The organism is Candidatus Limnocylindrales bacterium, from assembly GCA_035626395.1.
In the GTDB taxonomy this organism is placed as follows: domain Bacteria; phylum Desulfobacterota; class Binatia; order UBA1149; family CAITLU01; genus DASPNH01.
The window spans coordinates 30317-49687 of sequence record DASPNR010000030.1; the positions used below are offsets into that span (position 1 = coordinate 30317).

Below are 19371 nucleotides of genomic sequence, written 5' to 3' on the forward strand. Positions count from 1 at the left end.
CACCGCCTGCTCATGGTGACGCGCGCGTTGGTGGCTTCCGTATGGCAAGCTCCTCCCTCGGTCTCGTTCTGCGTTTCATGATGCGCTACCCGTGGCGCGTCGCGGCCGGACTAGGCATGGCCGCCGCCGGCACCGGCCTCGGCTTCGTCTTCCCGGGCGTGACGCGTTGGTTCCTGGACGACATCATCCCGAGCGGCGACGTCTCGCGGATCTTTCCCGCGGTGGGGGTGGCGCTGGGGGCGATGGCGCTTCGGCAGCTGTTCTACGCGCTGCGCACGCTGGGCAACAACGCCTTCGAGCTGCGCATGACCTACGACCTGCGCAGCTGCCTGCATGACAAGATCCAGCACCTGCCGCTGAAGTGGTTCGACAAGCAGACCACCGGCGACATCCTGATGCGCATGTCCACCGATGTTCCGGCCACGCAGCGCGTGATCATCGAGGGCATCGACCAGACGGTGCCGGCACTTCTGCAGATCGTCATCACGAGCGGCGTCATGATCTACCTGCATCCGACGCTGGCGCTGGTGACGATGATTCCGGTGCCCTTCATCGCCGCCGGCGGCTGGATCTACAGCCGCTGGGTGCAGCCGCGCGCCGACGAGGCGCGCGAGTCGGCCGGCAGCCTGAGCGCGCTGCTGCACGACAACATCGCCGGCATCCACCAGATCAAGACCTACACGCTCGAGCCCGAGAAGCAGCACGCGTTCGACAAATCGAGCATGGCCTACCGCCGCCAGCAGACACGGCTGCAGCGGGCGTGGGCGATTTACGGCCCCAGCATGGGCTTCCTCGGCGACATGGGCCTGCTGCTGCTGATCGGCTTCGGCTCCTACTGGTGCATCAGCAGGGAGATCACCGTGGGCCAGCTCGTACAGTTCCTGATGCTGCTGGCGATGCTGTACGAGCCTATCGGCCGCCTGCATACCCTCAGCACCAGCTTCCTCAACGGTCTGGTCGCGGCGCCGCGCGTCTTCGAGATCATCCACATGGAGGAGAGCGAGGACCTGCAGAGCGGCCGCCATCTGGAGCACGTCACCGGCGAGATCCGGTTCGAGAAGGTCAACTTCCGGTACGACCAGCGCCGTCCGATTTTGACCGACCTCGACATGCTCGTGAAGCCGCAGCACACGGTGGCCATCGTCGGTGCCACGGGCGCGGGCAAGAGCACGATCTTCCAGCTCCTGACGCGGTTGTACGAGCCCGACAGCGGCGAGATCTACCTCGACGGCGTGCCGACGCGCGAGTACAGCAAGGCGAGCCTGCGCGACAACATCGGATACGTCTCGCAGGACAGCTACATGTTCAACACCACCGTGCGCGAGAACCTGCTGCTCGGGAAGTTCGAAGCCACCGACGAGGAGCTGTGGGAGGCGCTGCGCATGGCGTCCGCCGCCGATTTCGTCGAGCGTCTCGAAGGCAAGCTCGATGCCGAGGTCGGTGAGCGGGGCAGCCACTTGAGCGGCGGCGAGAGGCAGCGCCTGTCGATCGCGCGCGCATTCCTCAAGAACGCGCCGATCCTGCTGCTGGACGAAGCCACCAGCGCCGTCGACGCCAAGAGCGAGAAGCTCATCCAGTCGGCGCTGAGGAAGCTGCGCCAGAACCGTACGTGCCTGATCATCGCGCACCGCCTGAGCACGATCCGCGACGCCGATCAGATCTACGTGCTGCGCCATGGGCAGGTGCTCGCGCATGGCACGCACGAGGAGCTGATCCGCAGCAACGACTATTACGCCGAGCTCGCGCGCATCAGCTTCGGGTTCTCGCACCAGGATCAGGCGGCGTAACACCCGCGGCGGCACAGTGCCGATGGCCGGGTATCAGGCGCGACAGCAGCGCATCGGCCTTCGCGGCGGCCTCGGCCGTGCTCATGACGCCCAGTATCCCTGCAGCATGCCGGCGCTGAGCATGGCGATGCCGACGATGCCGGCCAGCACCCCCGCGCCGCCCACGGTGCGGCTGAAGACCGGCTTCTGGGCGAACTCGTCGGTCACCCCGGCCAGCCAGTTGTAGGTGTCCTTGACGGCGATGCATACGGCGAAGGCCACCAGCAGGCGCGCCGCCAGCTCCTCGTTCTCGGGCGACAATGCCGAGATCGGGATCGTCAGCGACAGCGCCATCAGCATCGTTCCGAACGCCAGAGGGCCGGTGTGGGCCATGACGAGATAGCGCGGCGCGAACTCGCTCTTCTGCCGCGCGGTGGAAAATGCGAAGCCGGTGAGAAAGCCGTAGACGATGTTGATGAGCCCGCCGCCGATGAGAACCTTCTGCGCCGGATCCACGAATCAGCTCCGGCGGTTGGCGGTGGCCGACTTGACGACCTTCATGCCGATGGGCTCGTCCAGCTCCACGTCCATGCACTCTGTCAGGCGCGCCAGCATCTGGTAGTAGCCGACCGTCAGCAGCGTCTCGACCAGCTCGCGCGACGAGAACTTCGAGGAAGCGGCTTCGAACGTGGCGTCGGACGGCCGCGTATCGTCGATGCTCTCCTGCACGAACGCCAGAAAGCGGCGCTCGACGTCGCCGAATACCGCCGCGTCGAGCTCGCCGCGCTCGAGCGCATCGACCTGCTCCTGCGTGGCGCCGCAGGCAATGGCGATGGGCACGTGCTGCACCCACTCGTAGCGACCGCCGAGCGAGCGGGCGGCGAGCAGGATCGCGTACTCGCGCAGCTTCGGATCGAGCTGCTGCTCGCCCAGGATGGAGCTGCCCAGGCGCAGCAAAGGCCGAAAGCTGTTGGTCGCATGCGCCATGGTGCGAAAGATGTTGAGGTGCGCCGGCAGCGCGTCGAACGCTGCGCGCACTTCGTCGGGAGCGGTTGAGGGATCGACGTACGGAATTCGCGCCATGTCGTCAGCTACTCCTTGCCGGCCGCGCCCGCCGCGGCTCAGGCCATGAACAATCCGCCGTTGGTGTCGAGGGAGACACCGTTGATGTAGGACGCTTCGTCGGAGGCGAGGAAAGCGATCGCCGCCGCCTGCTCTTCGGGAGAGGACAGACGCTTGATCGGCATGAAGTAGGTGTATGCCTCGATGCGCTGCCTGCGCGCTTCGGCCTCCTGCGGCGAGCTGGCCGCACCGACGCCGCCGGCGCGGATCATCGGCGTGTCCACGCCTCCGGGACAGATCGCGTTGATCCGCACGCCGCGCGGCCCGTAGTCGAATGCCAGGTGCCGCGTGAGTCCGAGCAGCCCCGCCTTGCTGGAGGTGTAGGCGATGCCGCCGTTGGCGCTCTTCGATCGGCCGGCTAGCGAGGAGACGTTGACGACCGCGCCGCGTCCGCGCTCGGCCATGCCGGGCACGATGGCGCGGCAGAGGAAGAAGGGGCCGCTCAGATTGACTGCGAGCACACGGTTCCAGCGCTCGTCTCGCAGACCGGCGATGCCTTCGAGGCCGGCGGTGTCGCCCGTGCCTGCGACGTTGGCGAGGACGTCGACGGCACCAAGCGCGCGCTCCACATCCGCGACGCAGGCGTTGACGGCGGCGCTGTCGGCGACGTCGCACGACGCCGCGATCGCCCTGCCCCCGGTCTCTCCGATCGCGGCAGCCGTTGCTTCGGCACCCGCCGCGTTGCAGTCGACGCAGGCCACGGCCGCGCCTTCGGATGCCAGCCGTATGGCAGTCGCGCGCCCGATGCCGCTGCCGGCTCCGGTCACCAAGGCGACTCGCCCTTCAAACCGCATGCCGCTGATGTAGCACTTCGGCCCCAGGTCACGAAATGTCGGTCCCCGGGCAGTCGGATCATCCATGACGGTTCTCCGCCCGCCGCAGCGAGCCATGTGCCGCAGGCTGTCGCTCGTCACGCCGGTTCATTGCGAGGTGATGGGTCAGTGTAACCCCGGCTCCGCCGCGGCGTCCGATAGCAGTGCCACCGTTTGCGGCGCGCAAAAGGAGACGTCTCGTGAAGATCACCCTCATGCTCGCGGCGCTGCTCGCCCTGCCTTCGCCCGTGCCCGCTGCCGACTTCTGGGTTCCCCAGAACTTCGCAACCATCCAGGAGGCCATCGACGCCGTGCCGGAAGGCGCGCGCATCTTCGTTGCCGAGGGCCGCTACGTCGAGAACATCGACTTCGGCGGCAAGGCCGTCGAGGTTGTAGGCGCCGGTCCGGCGACGATCCTCGACGGACAGGGCTTCGGTCCGGTGGTGCGGTTCGACAGCGGCGAAGGGCCGTTCAGCGTGCTCGACTCGGTCACCGTGACGGGCGGATCGGCGGTGCAGGGCGGCGGCATTCTCATCCAGGACGCGAGCCCGCGCGTGCTGCGCAGCGTGATCGCCGGCAATCAGGCCAGCCAGCGCGGCAGCGGCGTCTTCATCGGCGGCGCTGGCGCCGAGCCCGACATCTTCAACAACCTGATCATCTTCAATACGAACACCGGAAGCGGCGATCCGCATGCCATCCAGGTCGATGCCGCCTCGCCGCGCATCGTCAACAACACCATCGTCCGCAACGACAGCAACGGCATCCTGACGGCGGGCAACGGCGCACCCGAGATCCGCAACAACATTCTGGCGCGCAACGGCACCCGCTTCGGCGAGTTTGCCGGGCGCGGGCGCGGCATCTGCGACTTCGCCGCCGGCACGGTCATTCAGTACAACCTGTTCTTCCGCAACGTCCGCTCCGCGCTGCTGACGGCGGGGCAGGACTTCCGCCGCATCCGCAATGCCGAGGCGCTGCTGCAGCGCGGGCGCCTCGCGTTCAACATCGACGCCGCGCCGCGTTTCAGCGCCGGCCGCTTGCCGCGCGTGCTCGAGGCGGCGAGCGCCGGCGACTTCGTGCCGTCACCCGAGCGCCTGAGCCGTGCCATCGGCGGCGGCGACCCCGCACCGCAGTACGACGACGCCGACGGCATGCGCAACACGATCGGTTTCACCGGTGGGCCTTACGCGCCCTCGATCCTTGCATGGTCGGCTTCCAGGCTACGCACGGCCAGCAGCAGGAACAGCACGCCGAGCACGCCGGCGATGGCGCCGCCGGTGAGCATCGCGGGGGCGAGCCCGCCAAGAAGGATCGAGAACTTGCCCATTCCGTACGGTCCGAGCGCCAGGCCCACGAACGTCAGCACCAGCAGATAGGCCGCGCCGGCGGTGCCGCGCAGCCGCGCCGGTACGAGGTCGTGCACCGTGGAGATGCCGGCGCCGATCCACATCGATGCGGTCATCGTCAGCGGCACGTTGATCGAGTACGCCAGCACCTTGCTGTCGGTGCCGATCAGCACCAGCAGCAGCGGAAACGGCAGCACCGCGCTGACCAGGCCGGTGTAGAGCCGGCCGTACCTGCTGCGCTGGTGCCACCAGTCGGCGATGGCGCCGCCCATCGTCACGCCCAGCCAGCCCGCGGCTGCGGCCGCGCCGCCGACGTACAGGCCCACTTCCGCCGTCGACACGCCATGCTTGCGAAGGAAGAAGGGCGCCACCCAGTAGCCGATGCCGTAGGTGCCGAAGGAGAGGAAGCCGAAGCCGAGGGCGATCCAGCGAAGGGTGGGCATCCCCAGCACGATGTCGGCGTCGCGCGGGTTTCGCAGCCGCAGGCTCTGCGTCCACGACAGAGCCGCGTAGACGCCGACGCCGAGCGCGGTCCACTGCGCGCCGTCGCCCGTCAGACGCACCATGCCCCATGCTGCGGCCGCGACGACCGCCGCAAGGACGAGGTTGGTGCGCACCGCCGCCGCGCCGCCGACTCCGTGCAGGTGCATCAGCGTCAGCGGCGGAATGACCGAACTCAACTCGCGGCCGAACTCGCGCCAGATCTGGCTCGCGGGCAGCGCCGGGCGCTGCGGCTCGCGCAGCGTCCGCACCAGTACCGCCAGCAGCAGCCCTGGCAGGCCGACGGCGAAGAACGCGACCTGCCATCCGCGCAGGCCGCCTGGCGGCGTGGTTCCCGCCCACGCCGCGTCCCATCGGTCGACGATCTGGCCGCCCAGCATCAGGCCGAGGCCGGCGCCGATGTAGATGCCGCTCGAGTACACCGCCATCGCCGTCGCACGCCGCGCAGGCGAGAAGTAATCGGACAGCAGCGAGTACGCCGCCGGTGACGCGCTCGCCTCGCCCACGCCGACGCCGATGCGCGCGGCGGCGATCTCGGTGAAGTTGCGCGCAAGGCCCGAGAGCGCCGTCATCGTGCTCCAGAAGGCCAGGCCGATCGCGATGAGCGTGCGGCGCGTCCACATATCGGCCAGGCGGCCGAGCGGAATGCCGAACAAGGCATAGAAGACGGCGAACGCGGTGCCGAACAGGAAGCCCATCTGCGCATCGTTGAGGCCCAGGTCGGCCTTGATGTGATCGTTGAGGATGGAGAGGATCTGGCGATCCAGGAAATTGAAGACGTACACCAGCACGAGCACGAACAGTGCATAGCCCGGGTAGGCGCCGGCGATGGCAGGGTCGGATGATCGCTTGTCCATGGTAGAAGCCGAACCCTGCATGAGAGACGCCGCTCAAGCCAGCGAGCTTGGCCGCTCCTCCGCCGGGAGCGCCTTCATCATGGAGCACTGTCCGTTGTGCGGCGGCGATCGCGCCGAAGTCCTCGTCGACGAGGAAGCGGTGTGGGCACGGTGCGGCTGCGGCATCGTCTACAAACGCAGCGGGAGCTCCCCTTCCGCCGATCGCCTCGGAGACTCCTGCCACGAGCGCTACTACGAGCGCTACCGGCGCCGCCACGCGCACCGCGTGCGCAAGGCGCGCATGCAGATCCTCGATGCGCTCGAGGTCGCGGAGCGCGGCCCGCTCCTCGATGTCGGGTGCTCGCTCGGCTACACGCTCGAGGCGGCGCACTCGCTCGGTCTGCCGGCCTGCGGCGTCGAGATCAGTGAGCATGCCATCGAGCATTGCCGCCGACTCGGCCTGGACGCGCGGCGCGGGAGCCTGGAGGCGCTGCCATTCGAGGACGGTGCGTTCGCCGTGGTCATGCTCAAGCACGTCTTCGAGCACACACCTCGACCGCGTCAGGCGCTCGCCGAGCTTCGTCGCGTGCTCTCGGCCGGCGGCACCGCCTTCTTCGCCGTCCCTCATCTCGGGTATTACAAGGCGGCGCGGCCCCGCACGTCGCGCTTCTTTCGCGGCGAGGCCGGCCGTGCGCATTTCGTCTACTATTCGCCCGAGACGCTCTCGCTCCTGCTGGAGCAGGAAGGATTTCGCGTGGAGCACGTGCACGCGCGCCTTTTCCATCGCCGCGCATCGCTGGCGCGCCGCGGCGCCGAAGCGGCGATGCTGCCTGCACGCCTGGCGGTAGAGTGGCTGCGCACCGCCGCGCGGCTGCGCAAGGAATTCTGGCTCGTGGCGTCACGCTCCAGCCAAAGTGTTCGCCAAACGCTGAGCGCAACCGGCGTAAGCGTTACACCGTCGAGTGAAAACCCCCGGCGGCGTGACGGCGTGAATGCACGAGCAGACGCGTAAAATTCTCGCGTTTGGCTCGCAGCGCCGCGTCAGAATAGGAGCGTGTCGCCGCTCGTCTTACTGACTCCACAAGCACCTTGTACGATTGATCATGTCTCAGGTGGGCGCCGAACGAATGTCGCGCGGCGCCGATTCGAGAAATGCCAGCGTACGAATGAAGAGCAAGGAGACACCTATGAAGACCAAGCAGCTTGCGATTCCGATGGCGATGGCAATCGCCATGTTTGCGACCGTGTCCGTGGCCAATGCGGACACGACCGTCACCACCAAGACCACGACCTACTCGGGCACGGTGTCCGAGATCAATCCGAGCAGCTCCACGATGATCCTGAAGTCGGAGACGTCGCCGACCCCGGTCACGTATTCGTTCACGCCGCAGACGGTGTTCGTGGATGCGGCCGGCAACACGGTGTCGGTGGACGCCATCCGCTCCAAGCCGGTCAACGTCGAGTACATTACGGAAGGCGATCGGACGGTCGTCCGCAAGGTCACCGTCATCAACAAGTAGCGGCGTCTGCTCGGCAGACGTCCCGGCCTGACGTAGCCAAGGGACCGGCACGTCGCGCGCATCGGCATCATCCGGACGCGTGCGTGCCGGTTCGGTGACTCGGGCCCAGCGAAGGAGGCAGGAAAACAACATGAAAATCGACAAGTCCTCGTGGCTTTCCCTTACCGTGGGCCTGGCGCTCACGGCCGGTGTGGCCAACGCCCAGACCATCGTCACGACGTCGCCGGGCGCGACCTACACGGGCGTGGTCTCGGAGATCAACCCGACGGCCAACACCATCATCCTGAAATCGGAGTCGGCGCCGGCGCCGGTGACGTACACGTACACGCCGCAGACCGTCTTCGTGGACGCAACCGGCAACACCGTGTCGTATGAGGCCATCCGCAACGTCCCGGTGACGGTCGAGTACGCCGAGCAGGGCGGACGCACCGTCGTCACCCGGGTCGTAGCCACTCGTCCGGCAGGCGCCGCCGTCGTCGCTCCGCCTCCGCCGCCGGGCCCCGCCGTCATCGAACGCAAGACGGTGACTCGGACCGAGGAAATCGACGACTGAACGCGCGAGCGGTCGGGGCGGAAGACGCGCCCGTCCCGGCCGCATCTCCAACCGTAGCCTGCGCGTCCTTCGGAAAGTGCGCGCGACTCGGGCAGCGGGGTAACACATGAGCATTGCATCGGACGATCCGAAGAGCGCCGGAGCGGGAAGCCAGCAGGCTCCGATACCGGACAAGCCATTCCTCACCGACATCCAGACCATCCGCGAGCGTGCCCGCCGGCACATCGAGCAGGGCGCGGTCACCGCCGCCTACAAGGCCGACCGCGAAACCGTGCTGCGCCTGCTCAACGAAGCGCTGGCGACCGAGATCGTTTGCGTGCTGCGCTACAAGCGGCACTACTTCATGGCCAGCGGCCTGAACGCCACCAGCGTCGCCGACGAGTTCCTCGAGCACGCGACGCAGGAGCAGGGCCACGCCGACCAGATCGCGCAGCGCATCGTGCAGCTGAACGGCGACCCGAATTTCAATCCCGAGGGCATCCTGACGCGCAGCCACGCCGAGTACATCGAAGGCGGCACGCTCAAGGAGATGATCACCGAGGATCTGGTTGCCGAGCGCGTCGCGATCGACAGCTACACCGAGATGATCCAGTACATCGGGCACGACGACCCGACGACGACGCGCATGCTCGAAGGAATCCTCGCCACCGAGGAGGAGCACGCCGACGACCTGCAAAGTCTGCTCGACGAGATGGGCGAGTAGTCGGACGACGAGCGCCGCGATTCGGTGGCGCCGGCTCCTGCCGCGCGCGGCCGCTACGGCTCGAACGTCGTTGCCGTCAGCTGATAGGGTATCGTCAGGTTGCCGGAGAAGCGGTCCACCAGCACGTGCCAGGTGCCGGCGGTCGGGCTGGCAACCTCGATCTCCTCGAACATACCGCCGTTGAACGATGCGAAGTCGAAGCTCGACGTGGTCGGCGCCGAGCCGAGCTTCAGGTAGATATCCAAGTCGTTCAGGCTTACTTGACGGCCGTTCAGCGTCACGCGCAGCAGCGCCGTTCCTGGCGGCACGTCGACCGTCATCGTCGCCGGCATCACCGGATCTTCGAGCAGGGCGACGAGCTCGTTGATGATCGCCTGGTGCTCGTTGAGCTGACAGCCGACGAGCGTACTGGCGTCGGTGACGCCGGCGCAGGTGCCGCCGAAACCTCCCTGCAGATCGAGCTCCGCCACGGTGGCGTCGTCGCATGCCGAAGCGATCTCGCCGGCCGCCTTGTCCTCGGCCTTGACGAGCAGCTCGAGCGCCTTGGCATCAGGGCAGCTCGGCGTCTTCTGCTGGCCCCGCTGCGCCTGGCACTTGGTCAGGACCTTGAGCGACGACTTCGTGTAAGTGGCCATGGCCGAGGCGATTCCTTCCTGGCAGGCCTGCTGCGCCTGATCGCCAATCGGGCCCGACGGCTGCGCATCCGCGTATTCGACGTCGAGCATCTCGGCGACCGCGCTCGCGCCGGCGCCGAGGATGCACGCCGCGATGTCGGCGGCGTCGGCGGCGCCGGCGCAGGCACCCTGCGCGCCTATGTGGCCGATGACGTGCTCGGGGCAGCGGGTCGCGATCCTGCCCGCGTCGATCTTGGCCTCCAGCAACGCCACCCGCTCGGTCGTTTCGGCATCGGGGCACGGGCCCGGGCGCTCGCCGGCGCCGACGCCGTCGAGGCACCTCTGCTCCAGCACCAGGCGCTGCGCGACGTAGCGGCTGTACTGCTTGGCGATTTCCTTGCGACAGGTCACCTCGCTGCGAATGAAGAATCCGAAATCGATGCTCGTCTCGGTCGTGCCCGGCGCGCCGACCTGCGAGATGCTGCCGCACGTCGTGCTCGAGAGGTCGCTGCCGCCGATGCCCTGGATGAACGCGCGGTGCACGAACACGTCGGTGTCGAACGAGACGTCGGCCGGCAGGCAGTTGGTGGAGACGCCGCCCGAGGTGACGCCGGCGACGAACTCGGTCCCGCTGAAGTCGACGAACAGCGGCCCGCCCGAGTCGCCATTGCAGGTGTTCGAGTCCACGCCGGGCGCGTCCAGCGGCGACTCGAACGCCCAGCACACGTGCGTGCTTTCGGGTACTTCTCCGCCGCAGCCCTCGATCTCGACCACGCCTTCGCGCAGCACGCCGTTGTCGGCGGAGGCCCCGCTGGTGATGCCGTAGCCCGCGACGTCGGCGCTGGTGCCGGTGCCGGGAGTGCCCACCGTGTTGATTGGTGTCGGAGAGACGCCGGTAACGGGTGTGGCCAGCGTGAGGACAGCCACGTCGCCGCCGACGGCGAACTCGTAGGTCGGATCGACGTCGATGCTGGCCACGGCAAGGATGCCGGCGTTCTGCAGGTACACCGCATGAGCGGACGCCGATGGTGTGCCGCAAGTGGCGAAGGTGCTGCCCTGGCAGACGCAGTGCGCGGCCGTCAGGAAGGTCTGGCACCCGATCAGCGTGCCGCTGCAGATCTGCGCGAAGTTGCTGCCGTTGGCGACGAGCAGCGCGCCGGTGGTGGGGCGGTCCAGGGTGCGAATGCCGTTCGTGATGCGCGGCGCCGCACGCTCCGGCGTTGCCTGCTCGGCCGCTGCCGTCGCCACTCCGACCGCGATGGCCAATGCAGATGACGCGATGGAGGCGGAGACGCGCAGCCGGAACCTCATCGTTCCGGTCTTACTCCAGCGGCGTATCGCTTTCGATACCAAGAGTTCGGACGGTGGCAGAAAGGGGGACGCTGGCGGGGTCGGGCGAGGTTCGCAGCAGCAGGTCGCCGCCGGTCATCGTCACTCCGAACCAGTAGTGCTCGTTCTTGCAGTGATGCAGGCGGTGGTTGCGCCACAGCTTCTTGAAATACTCCGATTTGGGGCGGTAGCGCGTGTGCACGAGGAAGTGGACCCACTCGTAGCGCAGCGCCATCAGCATGAAGAAGGACAGGCCGGTCAGCGCCAGGCCCACCGTCGGCAGCAGGCCGACGAAGATCAGCAGCAGCAGCGGCAGCGCGATGAAGAAGCCCTGCACGGGGATGAAGAGGATCTCCAGGTTCCAGGGATCGCGATGATGCGCGCGGTGCTTGATCGGCACGCGAAAGTCGAGCGTCCAGCGGCCGATCCGGATCGGCTCGAAGTGCAGGATGAAGACGTGAATCATCCACTCCTGCACCGGCCACAACGCGAAAATCGCGGCGACGATCGCGACGTCGCCGAGCGACCAGCCGCCGGCGGCGATGCGGGCGATGAGCGCGACCGCGTTGGCGACGAGCAGGAAGCGCGGACTGCCGTGGCGTACGAACACTCGCGCCGCCTCGGCCAGGGTGCGCGGGCTTTCGGGAGCCGACAGCGCAGGCGCATCGACGGCAAAATCGGCATCAGCGGTTACGGCTCGGCTCATCGTCGTTCCTGCGGCGGTATGTTCTGCGCAACCTGGCCCATCGGCCAACCTGTGTCACGGCGAGTCGGGCAGGGTAAGCGAGAAAAACGCCCACCCGCCACGGCTGACCGGCGTGTTCACGGCGCGGCGGTTTCGGTGGGCGTGGCCTGCGCAGCCTCCTCGGCCGCCGCAGCGGCGGCCGCGCCGCTGCGCATGGCCTCGACCGCGTCGCGCTGCGACTTGGCCTCTCCGGCGCGGCCGCTCTTTTCGAGCGCCGTGGCCAGCGCTTCGCGGTTCTCGACCACGGCTGGTGCCAGCTCCACCGATTTCATCAGGGCGCTGACCGCGCCGGCCGCGTCGCCCTGGTCCAGCCGCGTAAGCCCGATGCTGTAGTAGGCCTGCGGCGCCAGCGACGCGTCGATCTCGTAGGAGCGTGTGAACGCGGGCAGCGCCAGCTCGGGACGGCGAAGCGCGCGGTAGAGGACGCCGCGATTGTAGTAGAGGCCGGCGGCCAGACGACGCGTCTCGGGCGGCTTGTCGGCCAGCGGCTCGGCAATCTTCGCCAGCGCCGAATCGTAGGCTGCCAGCGCGCGGTCGACCAGGCCGTACTTCTGATAGACCGAGCCGAGCCGTGCATGGTTCTCGGCCTTCTCCGGCTTCTCGGCCACCGCGCGCTCGTAGGGCGCCACCTTGTCGGCCAGCATCGCGCGCGCCGAATCCAGAAGGCGCTTGCTCTTGGGGTCGCTCGGATTCATCTGCGCGGCCTGCTCCAGGCGCGCGATGCCGCGACCGAAATCCTCGGCTGCGCAGTAGGTGATGCCGAGCGCCTGCACGAACTCGTGGCGCGTGGGCGCGAGCGCCACCGCCTTCTCCAGCGCGGCGGCCGCCGCCGCATGCTCCTCACGTCCGCGCAGCGCCCAGCCAAGATAGTAGTAGGCGACGGCATTGTCGGGCTGCATCGCGATCACGCGCTCGGCCGATGCGGCGGCGTCGCGGAACGACTGGATCGTCACGTAGATCCGCATCAGCTCGGCGTGCGGCTCGGGCGAGGTCGGCGCCAGCTCGGCAGCGCGCTTGCAGCCGCCGACGGCGTCGAACCATTCGCCGCGCGAGACGTGGTCACGGCAGCGCGCGAGTTGGTGGGCCGGGTTGTTCTCGTCGAATGCCGCGCCGGCCGGCGGCGGAACGATCGCGATGCTCGTGCCGCCGACGCCGGTGTAGTGCCCGGGCGCGGCCGGCGTCGACGCCGCGGCGCCCGCCTGCTTCAGCTGCTCGGGCGAGACGCCTTCGATTCCTGCAGCAGGAACGCCCTGCAGCCCCTGCGCGGCGGCGGCTTTGTCGTCGTCTTCCGCCTTGCCGCGGCCGGTCGTGGCACAGCCGGCGATCGTCGCGGCAACGAGCAGCAGCGCCATGCCATCTCGAAGGAAGGCGAAACTCTTGACGGTGTGAGCGCGTGCGACGTGGCCAGCAGTCATGCGCCTGTCCGTTCCCCGTTTCGGCGGTCCGCTCAGCGTCGATCGGCGCAGCGCGCGGCGGCAGTGCTGATGCGGACGATACGAAGATCTCCGAAGGGAGTTCCCACTCCGCTGTTGAGCACCAGCGCCACCGCAAGGTTCCTGTCCAGGTCGGCCCAGGCGCCCGAGCCGCCAAAGCCGAAGTGTCCGATGCCGTGCCGTACCGGTACGCCGAGCGTGAAAGGACGGTGATACCCCAGGCGCCAGTGCATGGGGAAGGGCACCACCCGGTCCACCGTCGTGTTCTGCACCGTGGACGCCCTGTGCACCGTCTTTTCCGAGCAGATCCGAACGCCTTCGAGCTCGCCGCCCGATGCCAGCGCCGCATAGACGCGGGCAAGCGAGCGCGCCGTGAAGACGCCGTTGGCCGAGGGATTGGTCGCAGCCGCGAACTCGGTGGAGTTGAAGTCGAGGTCGTCGATTCCATGCGGAATCAGCGCCCGCTCGGCCTCGCGCAGATCGACCGGGATTCCGAGCATGCGCAGCCAGCGGTTGATCGCCGCCAGATAACGGCGCGCGCGCTCGGTGCCGCCGGTGCCGGAGTTCATGCCCATCGCCACCAGCGTGGCCTTGCGATGCGCGAGGGCGTCGGGAAGGCCGACGTAGCATCCGTCGAGCTGCAGCGGCGTTGCCAGCTCGTCCTCGAGCACCTGCGAGAAGCTCTTGCCGCTGACGCGCTGGATGATCTCGCCGACGAGATAGCCGTAGGTCAGGCCGTGATAGCCGTGCGCCGCGCCGGGCGGGTGGATCGGCGTTGCCGCCTCCAGCGCCCGGATCATGTAGTCCCAGTCCAGCATGCGACGGGCGTGGTCGATCATGCTGCGGATGTCGTAGAGGCCGGCCTCGTGGCACATCACCTGCCGGATGGTGATCTTTTCCTTGCCGCCGTAGGCGAACTCGGGCCAGTGCCTGGCCACCGGCTCGTCGTAGTCGACCAGGCCGCGATCGGCCAGGATGTGAAGAAGCGTCGAGGCGATGCCCTTGGTCGTCGAATAGGACACCGAGGCGGTGTCCTGCAGCCACGGCGAGCCATTGGAGTCGAGGCTTCCGCCCCAGAGGTCCACGACCTTGACGCCGCGGTGGTAGATGCACAGCGCGGCGCCGCCGGGACCGCCCGCCGGAACCATGGTCTTGAACAACCGCGCCACCGACCAGAAGTCGGGATGGATGTAGCCTTCGACCTGAGCCGTCTTCATTCCACGCTGGAAAGTAAGCACGGCGCTGGGTCCGGTCAGGCCGAATGTGGGAAAGCCCAAGCGCGACATAGGCCTTCAGAGTATCCGCGCCGTGGCGTGGTGGAAATTGTGCCTGTCTCCTTTTTTGCCTAGGGAGGGACTCGCGAAGAAGGGGACACACATGGATCTTCCCGTCAGCGTCAACACTCTCGGAGCGATCATCACGGCCTGCCTCGGGCTGCTGGGCCTGTTCTTTCCGCTGACCGCGGCGCGTCTGGTGCGCCTGGAGCCCCAGGGAGAGCAGGGGATCTCCGAGCTGCGCGCCACCTATGGCGGCATCTTCCTGTCCATCGGCCTGTTCGCCGTCATTGCGCAGGAGCGCAACATCTTTCGGGTCCTCGGCATCGGCTATCTCGGCGCGGCCGGAGCGCGCGCGTTCTCCATCTGGCACGACCGGAGCTACTCGGGTGCCAACATCGGCGCGCTGGTCTTCGAGGTGGTGGTGGGGCTGATCCTGCTGATTCCCTGGGAATCGTTTCTCGGCAACCGTCCGTAGTGGCAGCCGAGCCATCGCAGGCCGCGATGCTGGCGCTGGCCTGCCTCATCATCGCCGCCAGCAGCTTCTTGCAGGGAGCGGTCGGTTTCGGCCACGCGCTGGTGGCGGCGCCGCTGCTGACGCTAATCGAGCCGCGCCTGGTGCCAGGGCCGGTCACCGCCTCCAGCATCGTCCTGAGCGTGCTGGTGTTGTGGCGCGAGCGGCACGCGGATGTCGCCGCTGCCGGCATCGCTTGGACCCTCGCCGGGCGCGTCCCCGGCAGCGCACTGGGCGCGCTGGCCATCGCTCTCGTCCCCAACGAGCGGTTGGCGATCTTCGTGGCCGTGCTCGTCCTGGTGGCGGTGGCCATCAGTACATCCGGTCTGCATCCACGCATCTCGCGGCGCTCCCTTCTCGGGGCGGGGGTTGCCTCGGGATTCATGGGCACCGCTGCTGCCACCGGCGGTCCGCCGCTGGCGCTGCTGTATCAGCACTTTCCCGGTCCGACGCTGCGTGCGGCGCTGGCCGCGAATTTCGCGCTCGGCGGAGCCATCTCGCTGGCGGCGCTGGCGCTGGCGGGCAAGTACGCCGCCGCCGACGTTGCGCCGTCGGTGATGCTCTCGGTCGCGGCTGCGGCCGGCTTTGCCCGTTCGCGCGTCGCCGCCGACTACTTCGACGCCGGCCGCACCCGTCAGGCCGTGCTCATCGTCTCCGCCGCCTCGAGCATGGCGGTGCTGGCGCGCGAGCTGCTGCGCGCAAGCGCTCCGTGAGGGACCTCGAGCCCTGACTGCTCGACCGCGTGGCGCACGGTGAGGCGCCGGCGCGACGCCGGCGAGTTGAAGCGGCAGGCGAACCGCACGATGGATCGCGCATGAGCCCGCCGCTGTTGTATCTCGTCGACGTTTTCGCGGAGCGTCCTTACGCGGGCAACCAGCTTGCCGTGGTGCTCGGCGCCGAGGGCTGGACGACCGAGCGCATGCAGGCTTTCGCGCAGGAGACGAACTTCTCCGAGACGACGTTCGTGCCCGCGCCTCGCCTTCGCGACGGCGGCTACGACGTGCGCATCTTCACTCCGGCCGAAGAGCTGCCCTTCGCCGGGCATCCCACCATCGGCACGGCCTGGCTCCTGCGCCGGTTCGTACAGAACGGAGCCGGCGAGACGGTGACGCTGCACCTCGGCGTCGGCGACGTAGCCGTGACGTTCGATGATGCGAACGGGCTCGCCTGGCTTGCGCCGCGGCCGCCGGTGCTCGGCGATGTCCGCGATCGTGACACCATTGCCGCCACGCTCGGCATCACCTGCGGCGATCTCGACGAAGATCTGCCGTGCCAGGACGTCAGCGTCGGCATCCGCTTCGTGCTGGTTCCGGTGCGATCGCTGGACGTCCTGCGTGCGCTGCAGCCGGCGCGGCTGCCGCAGGGAAGCTCCGGCGCCGCCACCGGCGTCCTGTGCTTCGCGCGCGAGGCCTATGATCCGGGCGGCGACCTCGCCGCGCGCATGTTCTTCGAGGCGCGCGGTCTGCGCGAGGATCCGGCCACGGGGTCGGCCAACGCCTGTCTGGCCGCGTACCTTTCGGCCCACCGCGTGCTCGGGGCCGAGCAGGTGTCGGCGCGCGTGCAGCAGGGCTACGAGATCGGCCGTCCGTCGACGCTGTACCTGCGCGCGCAGTCGCCGCAGCACGTGCAGGTGGGCGGCCGGGTCGTGCTCGTCGCCCGAGGTGAGCTGGCATGAGCGGCGTGCCGCGCATGCTGATCCTGGCGGGCGTGGCGCTCGTGGTGGTCGGCCTGGCGTGGCCGCTGGTGGCCAAGCTGGGGCTCGGACGTCTGCCGGGCGACATCGTCGTCGAGCGCGAGAGCTTCCGCTTCTACTTCCCCATCACCACGATGATCGTGATCAACGTGGTGCTGTGGCTGCTGCTGCGATTCTTCGGACGATGACGCGGTGAAGGACCGCTTCGGAAGAGGCGCTCTCCTGATCGCGGCGGCGGCGCTCGCGTTCAGCCTGATGACCGTGTTCGTCAAGCTGGCCGGGCAGCGGCTGCCCAGCCAGGAGGTCGTGCTCGCGCGCGCGCTGGTCTCGCTGGTGCTGAGCTGGCTGCTCCTGCGGCGGCGCGGCCTCTCGCCGTGGGGGACGCATCGCGGTCTTCTGTTTCTGCGCGGGCTGCTCGGCGGACTCGCGCTGGCCTGCGTGTTCTACTCGGTGACGGTGCTGCCGCTGGCCGACGCCACGGTGCTGCAGTACCTGTACCCCACGTTCACCGCGCTGCTGGCGGCCCTGATTCTCGGCGAGCGCGCCGGGCGCGGCGTCCTGGTGGCCAGCATTGTCAGCCTTGCGGGCGTCGTGATGGTCTCCAAGCCGAGCGTGCTGCTGGGCACGACCGCACCTGCGCTCGATCCCGTGCATGTGGCCGTGGCCATCGCCGGCGCGGTGCTGACGGCGCTGGCGTACATCGACGTCAAGCGCCTGGCGTCGCTCGAACATCCTCTCGTCATCGTGTTCTGGTTCCCTCTCGTCACCGTTCCGCTGACGGTGCCCACCCTCATCGGGAGCTTCGTCTGGCCGCAGGGCATCGAGTGGCTGTGGCTGCTCGGCGTGGGCGTGTGCACCCAGGCCGGGCAGGTGCTGTTCACCAGCGGCCTGCTCTACGAGAGCGCCACGCGCGCGACGGCGCTGACGTACCTGCAGGTGGTCTTCGCGGCGATGTGGGGCGCCCTGTTCTTCGGTGAAGTGCCCGACGCGACGACTGCACTCGGCGCCATGCTCGTAGTCAGCGGAGCGCTTTCGCTCGCGTGGCAGGGAGGCGCCGCGCCGGCGCCGCCGCCGCCCGATGCCGAGGCACTGCCGGTGGAGGCGGAACCCGCGGCCTCCTCCAGGTGAAGCTGCCGCCGGCCGCCGAAGCGGAACGAAGCGGGGCGGAGGGCGAACCGGCGCTGCGCCTGCTCCGATCGTCACCGACATGAGGCTCGGTGCGCGACGTCTCGTGAAGAGATTTCGGGGTTCTCGTGTCTACGGCACGTAGGAGAATCCGCAATCCAGCAGTGCATCGACGGTGAATGTTCACCCCGATTGGAGGAGTCCCATGGCGTGGAGATATCTGCTGTCCGCTGTTGCCATCACTGGCCTGATGAGCGTCGCCGCGCCGGCCAACGCCGGCAACGACGATTACGACCGCTACTCGTACGACGACGATCGCTACGAAGAACGCTACGACGAGGATCGCTACGATCGCTACGACGACGACGACCGCCGCACCTACTACCGCCGCGAAGAGCGCCACTACGTGCCGCGCTATCACCATACGACCATCGTCGAGCGGCGCGTGGTGCCGTACGTGCAGAGACGCGAGGTGATCTACGACGGTCCGTGCCGCGTCGAACGCGTGTTCCTGAGCAGCGGTCGCATCGAAGAGTCGCGCCACTGCCGCGCGCCGCGCTTCGTCATCCAACCGGCACCGGTGGTCGAGTACTACTACTGACGCCGCAGCTTGCGGCAGCCAGACAAGGGGACGGTCCTTCCTGGCCGTCCCCTTGTCGTGCGCCGGCTGCGCCCGCCAGGATTCTGAGCGCCGCCATGCTCTCATTTCGAGACACCGGCGGCGCAGCGGCCGCGCGCCGGGCGCGAAGCGGAGCAGGTCGTGCCGACGGCGCGGCCCGGCCGCTCGTGCGATGGCACACGGCTGGACGCACCACGTCGAACGGAACGTAGCCCCCGCATGCATGGACGGCGCGCCGGTTTCGGCACCTTGGCCGAGTCCCGCTATCGGCCGCCGCGGCGCGGAGGCCGCTCTCGACAGCCGCCACGGTCGCCGCGAGCGGCTTTCTCCAAAAATCCACTGGCGTCAGGTCGTCACCGGCCTTAGGTTCGCGCGCCATGGAGAGTCTGCTGGCTGCTTCGTTGATCTTCGTGTTTGCCGTGCTCGCGTCCCTGCACCTTTACTGGGCGGTCGGCGGGCGCCGCGCCTTTTTCGCCGCGATTCCGGAAGTCGACGGAGCGCTGGCCTTCGTACCGTCTCGTTTCGCGACACTGACCATTGCCACCGTCCTGGCGGCCTGCGCCGCCGTCGTCGCCGCCAGCGCGGGCTTCCTGGCCGTCCCCGTTCCCGGAACGGTCGTGCGCTCTCTGGCGGCCGGGCTGTCGGTCGTGCTGGTGATGCGCGCGATCGGAGACTTCAGCCTGTTCGGCATGTTCAAGAAGGTCGACGGCACCTACTTCGCCGAGATGGACTCTCGCGTGTACTCGCCGCTGTGCCTGGTCCTTGCCGTCGGCGCCGTCGTCGCGACGCTGCCGCCGCAGGCGTAGCCCTTGCCGATGCGCGGCGCGCCGTTGGCGCCAGCGCTTCTCCTCCGCCACCAGGCTTTCGCT

General features: G+C 68.4%; 20 protein-coding genes and 1 pseudogene. 13 read left to right on the forward strand and 8 right to left on the reverse strand.

What is annotated here, in order from left to right; translation table 11 throughout:
* Positions 1-41: 41 nt before the first annotated feature.
* A complete protein-coding gene (locus VEC57_09635; GenBank protein ID HYB99375.1) occupies positions 42-1787 on the forward strand; it encodes an ABC transporter ATP-binding protein in 1746 nt (581 codons plus the stop codon).
* Between the two features lie 81 nt (positions 1788-1868).
* Here the strand turns inward: VEC57_09635 and VEC57_09640 are convergent, their stop codons facing one another.
* The 3 genes from VEC57_09640 to VEC57_09650 are packed head-to-tail and all read right to left on the reverse strand — an operon-like array spanning position 1869 to position 3748.
* Positions 1869-2282 (reverse strand): hypothetical protein, encoded by a 414-nt coding sequence (locus tag VEC57_09640; protein ID HYB99376.1) that lies wholly within the window; start codon positions 2280-2282, stop codon positions 1869-1871.
* A gap of 3 nt (positions 2283-2285) precedes the next feature.
* Positions 2286-2849 (reverse strand): carboxymuconolactone decarboxylase family protein, encoded by a 564-nt coding sequence (locus tag VEC57_09645; GenBank protein ID HYB99377.1) that lies wholly within the window; start codon positions 2847-2849, stop codon positions 2286-2288.
* A 38-nt stretch (positions 2850-2887) separates the two neighbouring features.
* Positions 2888-3748, reverse strand: coding sequence for an SDR family NAD(P)-dependent oxidoreductase (locus tag VEC57_09650; GenBank protein ID HYB99378.1), 861 nt, complete (start codon positions 3746-3748; stop codon positions 2888-2890).
* Between the two features lie 167 nt (positions 3749-3915).
* Between VEC57_09650 and VEC57_09655 the strand changes: the two are divergent.
* Positions 3916-4623 (forward strand): annotated as a pseudogene (locus VEC57_09655) (right-handed parallel beta-helix repeat-containing protein).
* A 257-nt stretch (positions 4624-4880) separates the two neighbouring features.
* Here the strand turns inward: VEC57_09655 and VEC57_09660 are convergent.
* The gene (locus VEC57_09660) at positions 4881-6401 is read right to left on the reverse strand and encodes an MFS transporter (protein ID HYB99379.1); all 1521 of its coding nucleotides are present in this window, start codon (positions 6399-6401) and stop codon (positions 4881-4883) included.
* Between the two features lie 19 nt (positions 6402-6420).
* Here VEC57_09660 and VEC57_09665 point away from each other — a divergent pair, with 19 nt between their 5' ends.
* The 4 genes from VEC57_09665 to VEC57_09680 all read left to right on the forward strand — a co-directional run bounded on the left by VEC57_09665 (position 6421) and on the right by VEC57_09680 (position 9156).
* Complete coding sequence (locus VEC57_09665; protein HYB99380.1) at positions 6421-7392, forward strand: methyltransferase domain-containing protein; 972 nt, start codon at positions 6421-6423, stop codon at positions 7390-7392.
* Positions 7393-7567: 175 nt separating this feature from the next.
* Positions 7568-7900 (forward strand): hypothetical protein, encoded by a 333-nt coding sequence (locus tag VEC57_09670; GenBank protein HYB99381.1) that lies wholly within the window; start codon positions 7568-7570, stop codon positions 7898-7900.
* A 130-nt stretch (positions 7901-8030) separates the two neighbouring features.
* Positions 8031-8453 carry a hypothetical protein gene (locus VEC57_09675; GenBank protein HYB99382.1) on the forward strand — a complete coding sequence of 141 codons (423 nt, stop codon included), beginning with the start codon at positions 8031-8033 and terminating at the stop codon, positions 8451-8453.
* Between the two features lie 106 nt (positions 8454-8559).
* The gene (locus tag VEC57_09680; GenBank protein HYB99383.1) at positions 8560-9156 is read left to right on the forward strand and encodes a ferritin-like domain-containing protein; all 597 of its coding nucleotides are present in this window, start codon (positions 8560-8562) and stop codon (positions 9154-9156) included.
* A 53-nt stretch (positions 9157-9209) separates the two neighbouring features.
* On the opposite strand, the gene VEC57_09685 is transcribed toward VEC57_09680, so the two are convergent.
* From VEC57_09685 to VEC57_09700, 4 genes are all read right to left on the reverse strand, one after another.
* On the reverse strand, positions 9210-11081 hold the full coding sequence (locus VEC57_09685) for a trypsin-like serine protease (GenBank protein HYB99384.1): 1872 nt from the start codon (positions 11079-11081) through the stop codon (positions 9210-9212).
* A 10-nt stretch (positions 11082-11091) separates the two neighbouring features.
* Positions 11092-11805 (reverse strand): sterol desaturase family protein, encoded by a 714-nt coding sequence (locus VEC57_09690; protein ID HYB99385.1) that lies wholly within the window; start codon positions 11803-11805, stop codon positions 11092-11094.
* Between the two features lie 116 nt (positions 11806-11921).
* Complete coding sequence (locus tag VEC57_09695) at positions 11922-13196, reverse strand: tetratricopeptide repeat protein (protein ID HYB99386.1); 1275 nt, start codon at positions 13194-13196, stop codon at positions 11922-11924.
* A 95-nt stretch (positions 13197-13291) separates the two neighbouring features.
* The gene (locus VEC57_09700) at positions 13292-14494 is read right to left on the reverse strand and encodes a serine hydrolase domain-containing protein (protein HYB99387.1); all 1203 of its coding nucleotides are present in this window, start codon (positions 14492-14494) and stop codon (positions 13292-13294) included.
* Positions 14495-14654: 160 nt separating this feature from the next.
* Between VEC57_09700 and VEC57_09705 the strand changes: the two genes are divergently transcribed.
* The 7 genes from VEC57_09705 (at position 14655) to VEC57_09735 (ending at position 19308) form a co-directional block, all read left to right on the forward strand.
* Positions 14655-15029 (forward strand): DUF4345 family protein, encoded by a 375-nt coding sequence (locus VEC57_09705; protein HYB99388.1) that lies wholly within the window; start codon positions 14655-14657, stop codon positions 15027-15029.
* Complete coding sequence (locus tag VEC57_09710; protein HYB99389.1) at positions 15029-15778, forward strand: TSUP family transporter; 750 nt, start codon at positions 15029-15031, stop codon at positions 15776-15778. Before VEC57_09705 ends, VEC57_09710 begins: the two co-directional genes overlap by 1 nt.
* A 101-nt stretch (positions 15779-15879) precedes the next feature.
* Positions 15880-16740 carry a PhzF family phenazine biosynthesis protein gene (locus VEC57_09715; GenBank protein ID HYB99390.1) on the forward strand — a complete coding sequence of 287 codons (861 nt, stop codon included), beginning with the start codon at positions 15880-15882 and terminating at the stop codon, positions 16738-16740.
* A complete protein-coding gene (locus tag VEC57_09720; protein HYB99391.1) occupies positions 16737-16946 on the forward strand; it encodes a DUF2905 domain-containing protein in 210 nt (69 codons plus the stop codon). Before VEC57_09715 ends, VEC57_09720 begins: the two co-directional genes overlap by 4 nt.
* 4 nt (positions 16947-16950) lie before the next feature.
* Positions 16951-17886: a DMT family transporter gene (locus VEC57_09725; GenBank protein HYB99392.1), complete on the forward strand. Its 936-nt coding sequence runs from the start codon at positions 16951-16953 to the stop codon at positions 17884-17886.
* A gap of 202 nt (positions 17887-18088) precedes the next feature.
* Positions 18089-18484 carry a hypothetical protein gene (locus VEC57_09730; protein ID HYB99393.1) on the forward strand — a complete coding sequence of 132 codons (396 nt, stop codon included), beginning with the start codon at positions 18089-18091 and terminating at the stop codon, positions 18482-18484.
* A gap of 395 nt (positions 18485-18879) precedes the next feature.
* On the forward strand, positions 18880-19308 hold the full coding sequence (locus VEC57_09735; GenBank protein ID HYB99394.1) for a DUF3995 domain-containing protein: 429 nt from the start codon (positions 18880-18882) through the stop codon (positions 19306-19308).
* Positions 19309-19371: the final 63 nt, after the last annotated feature.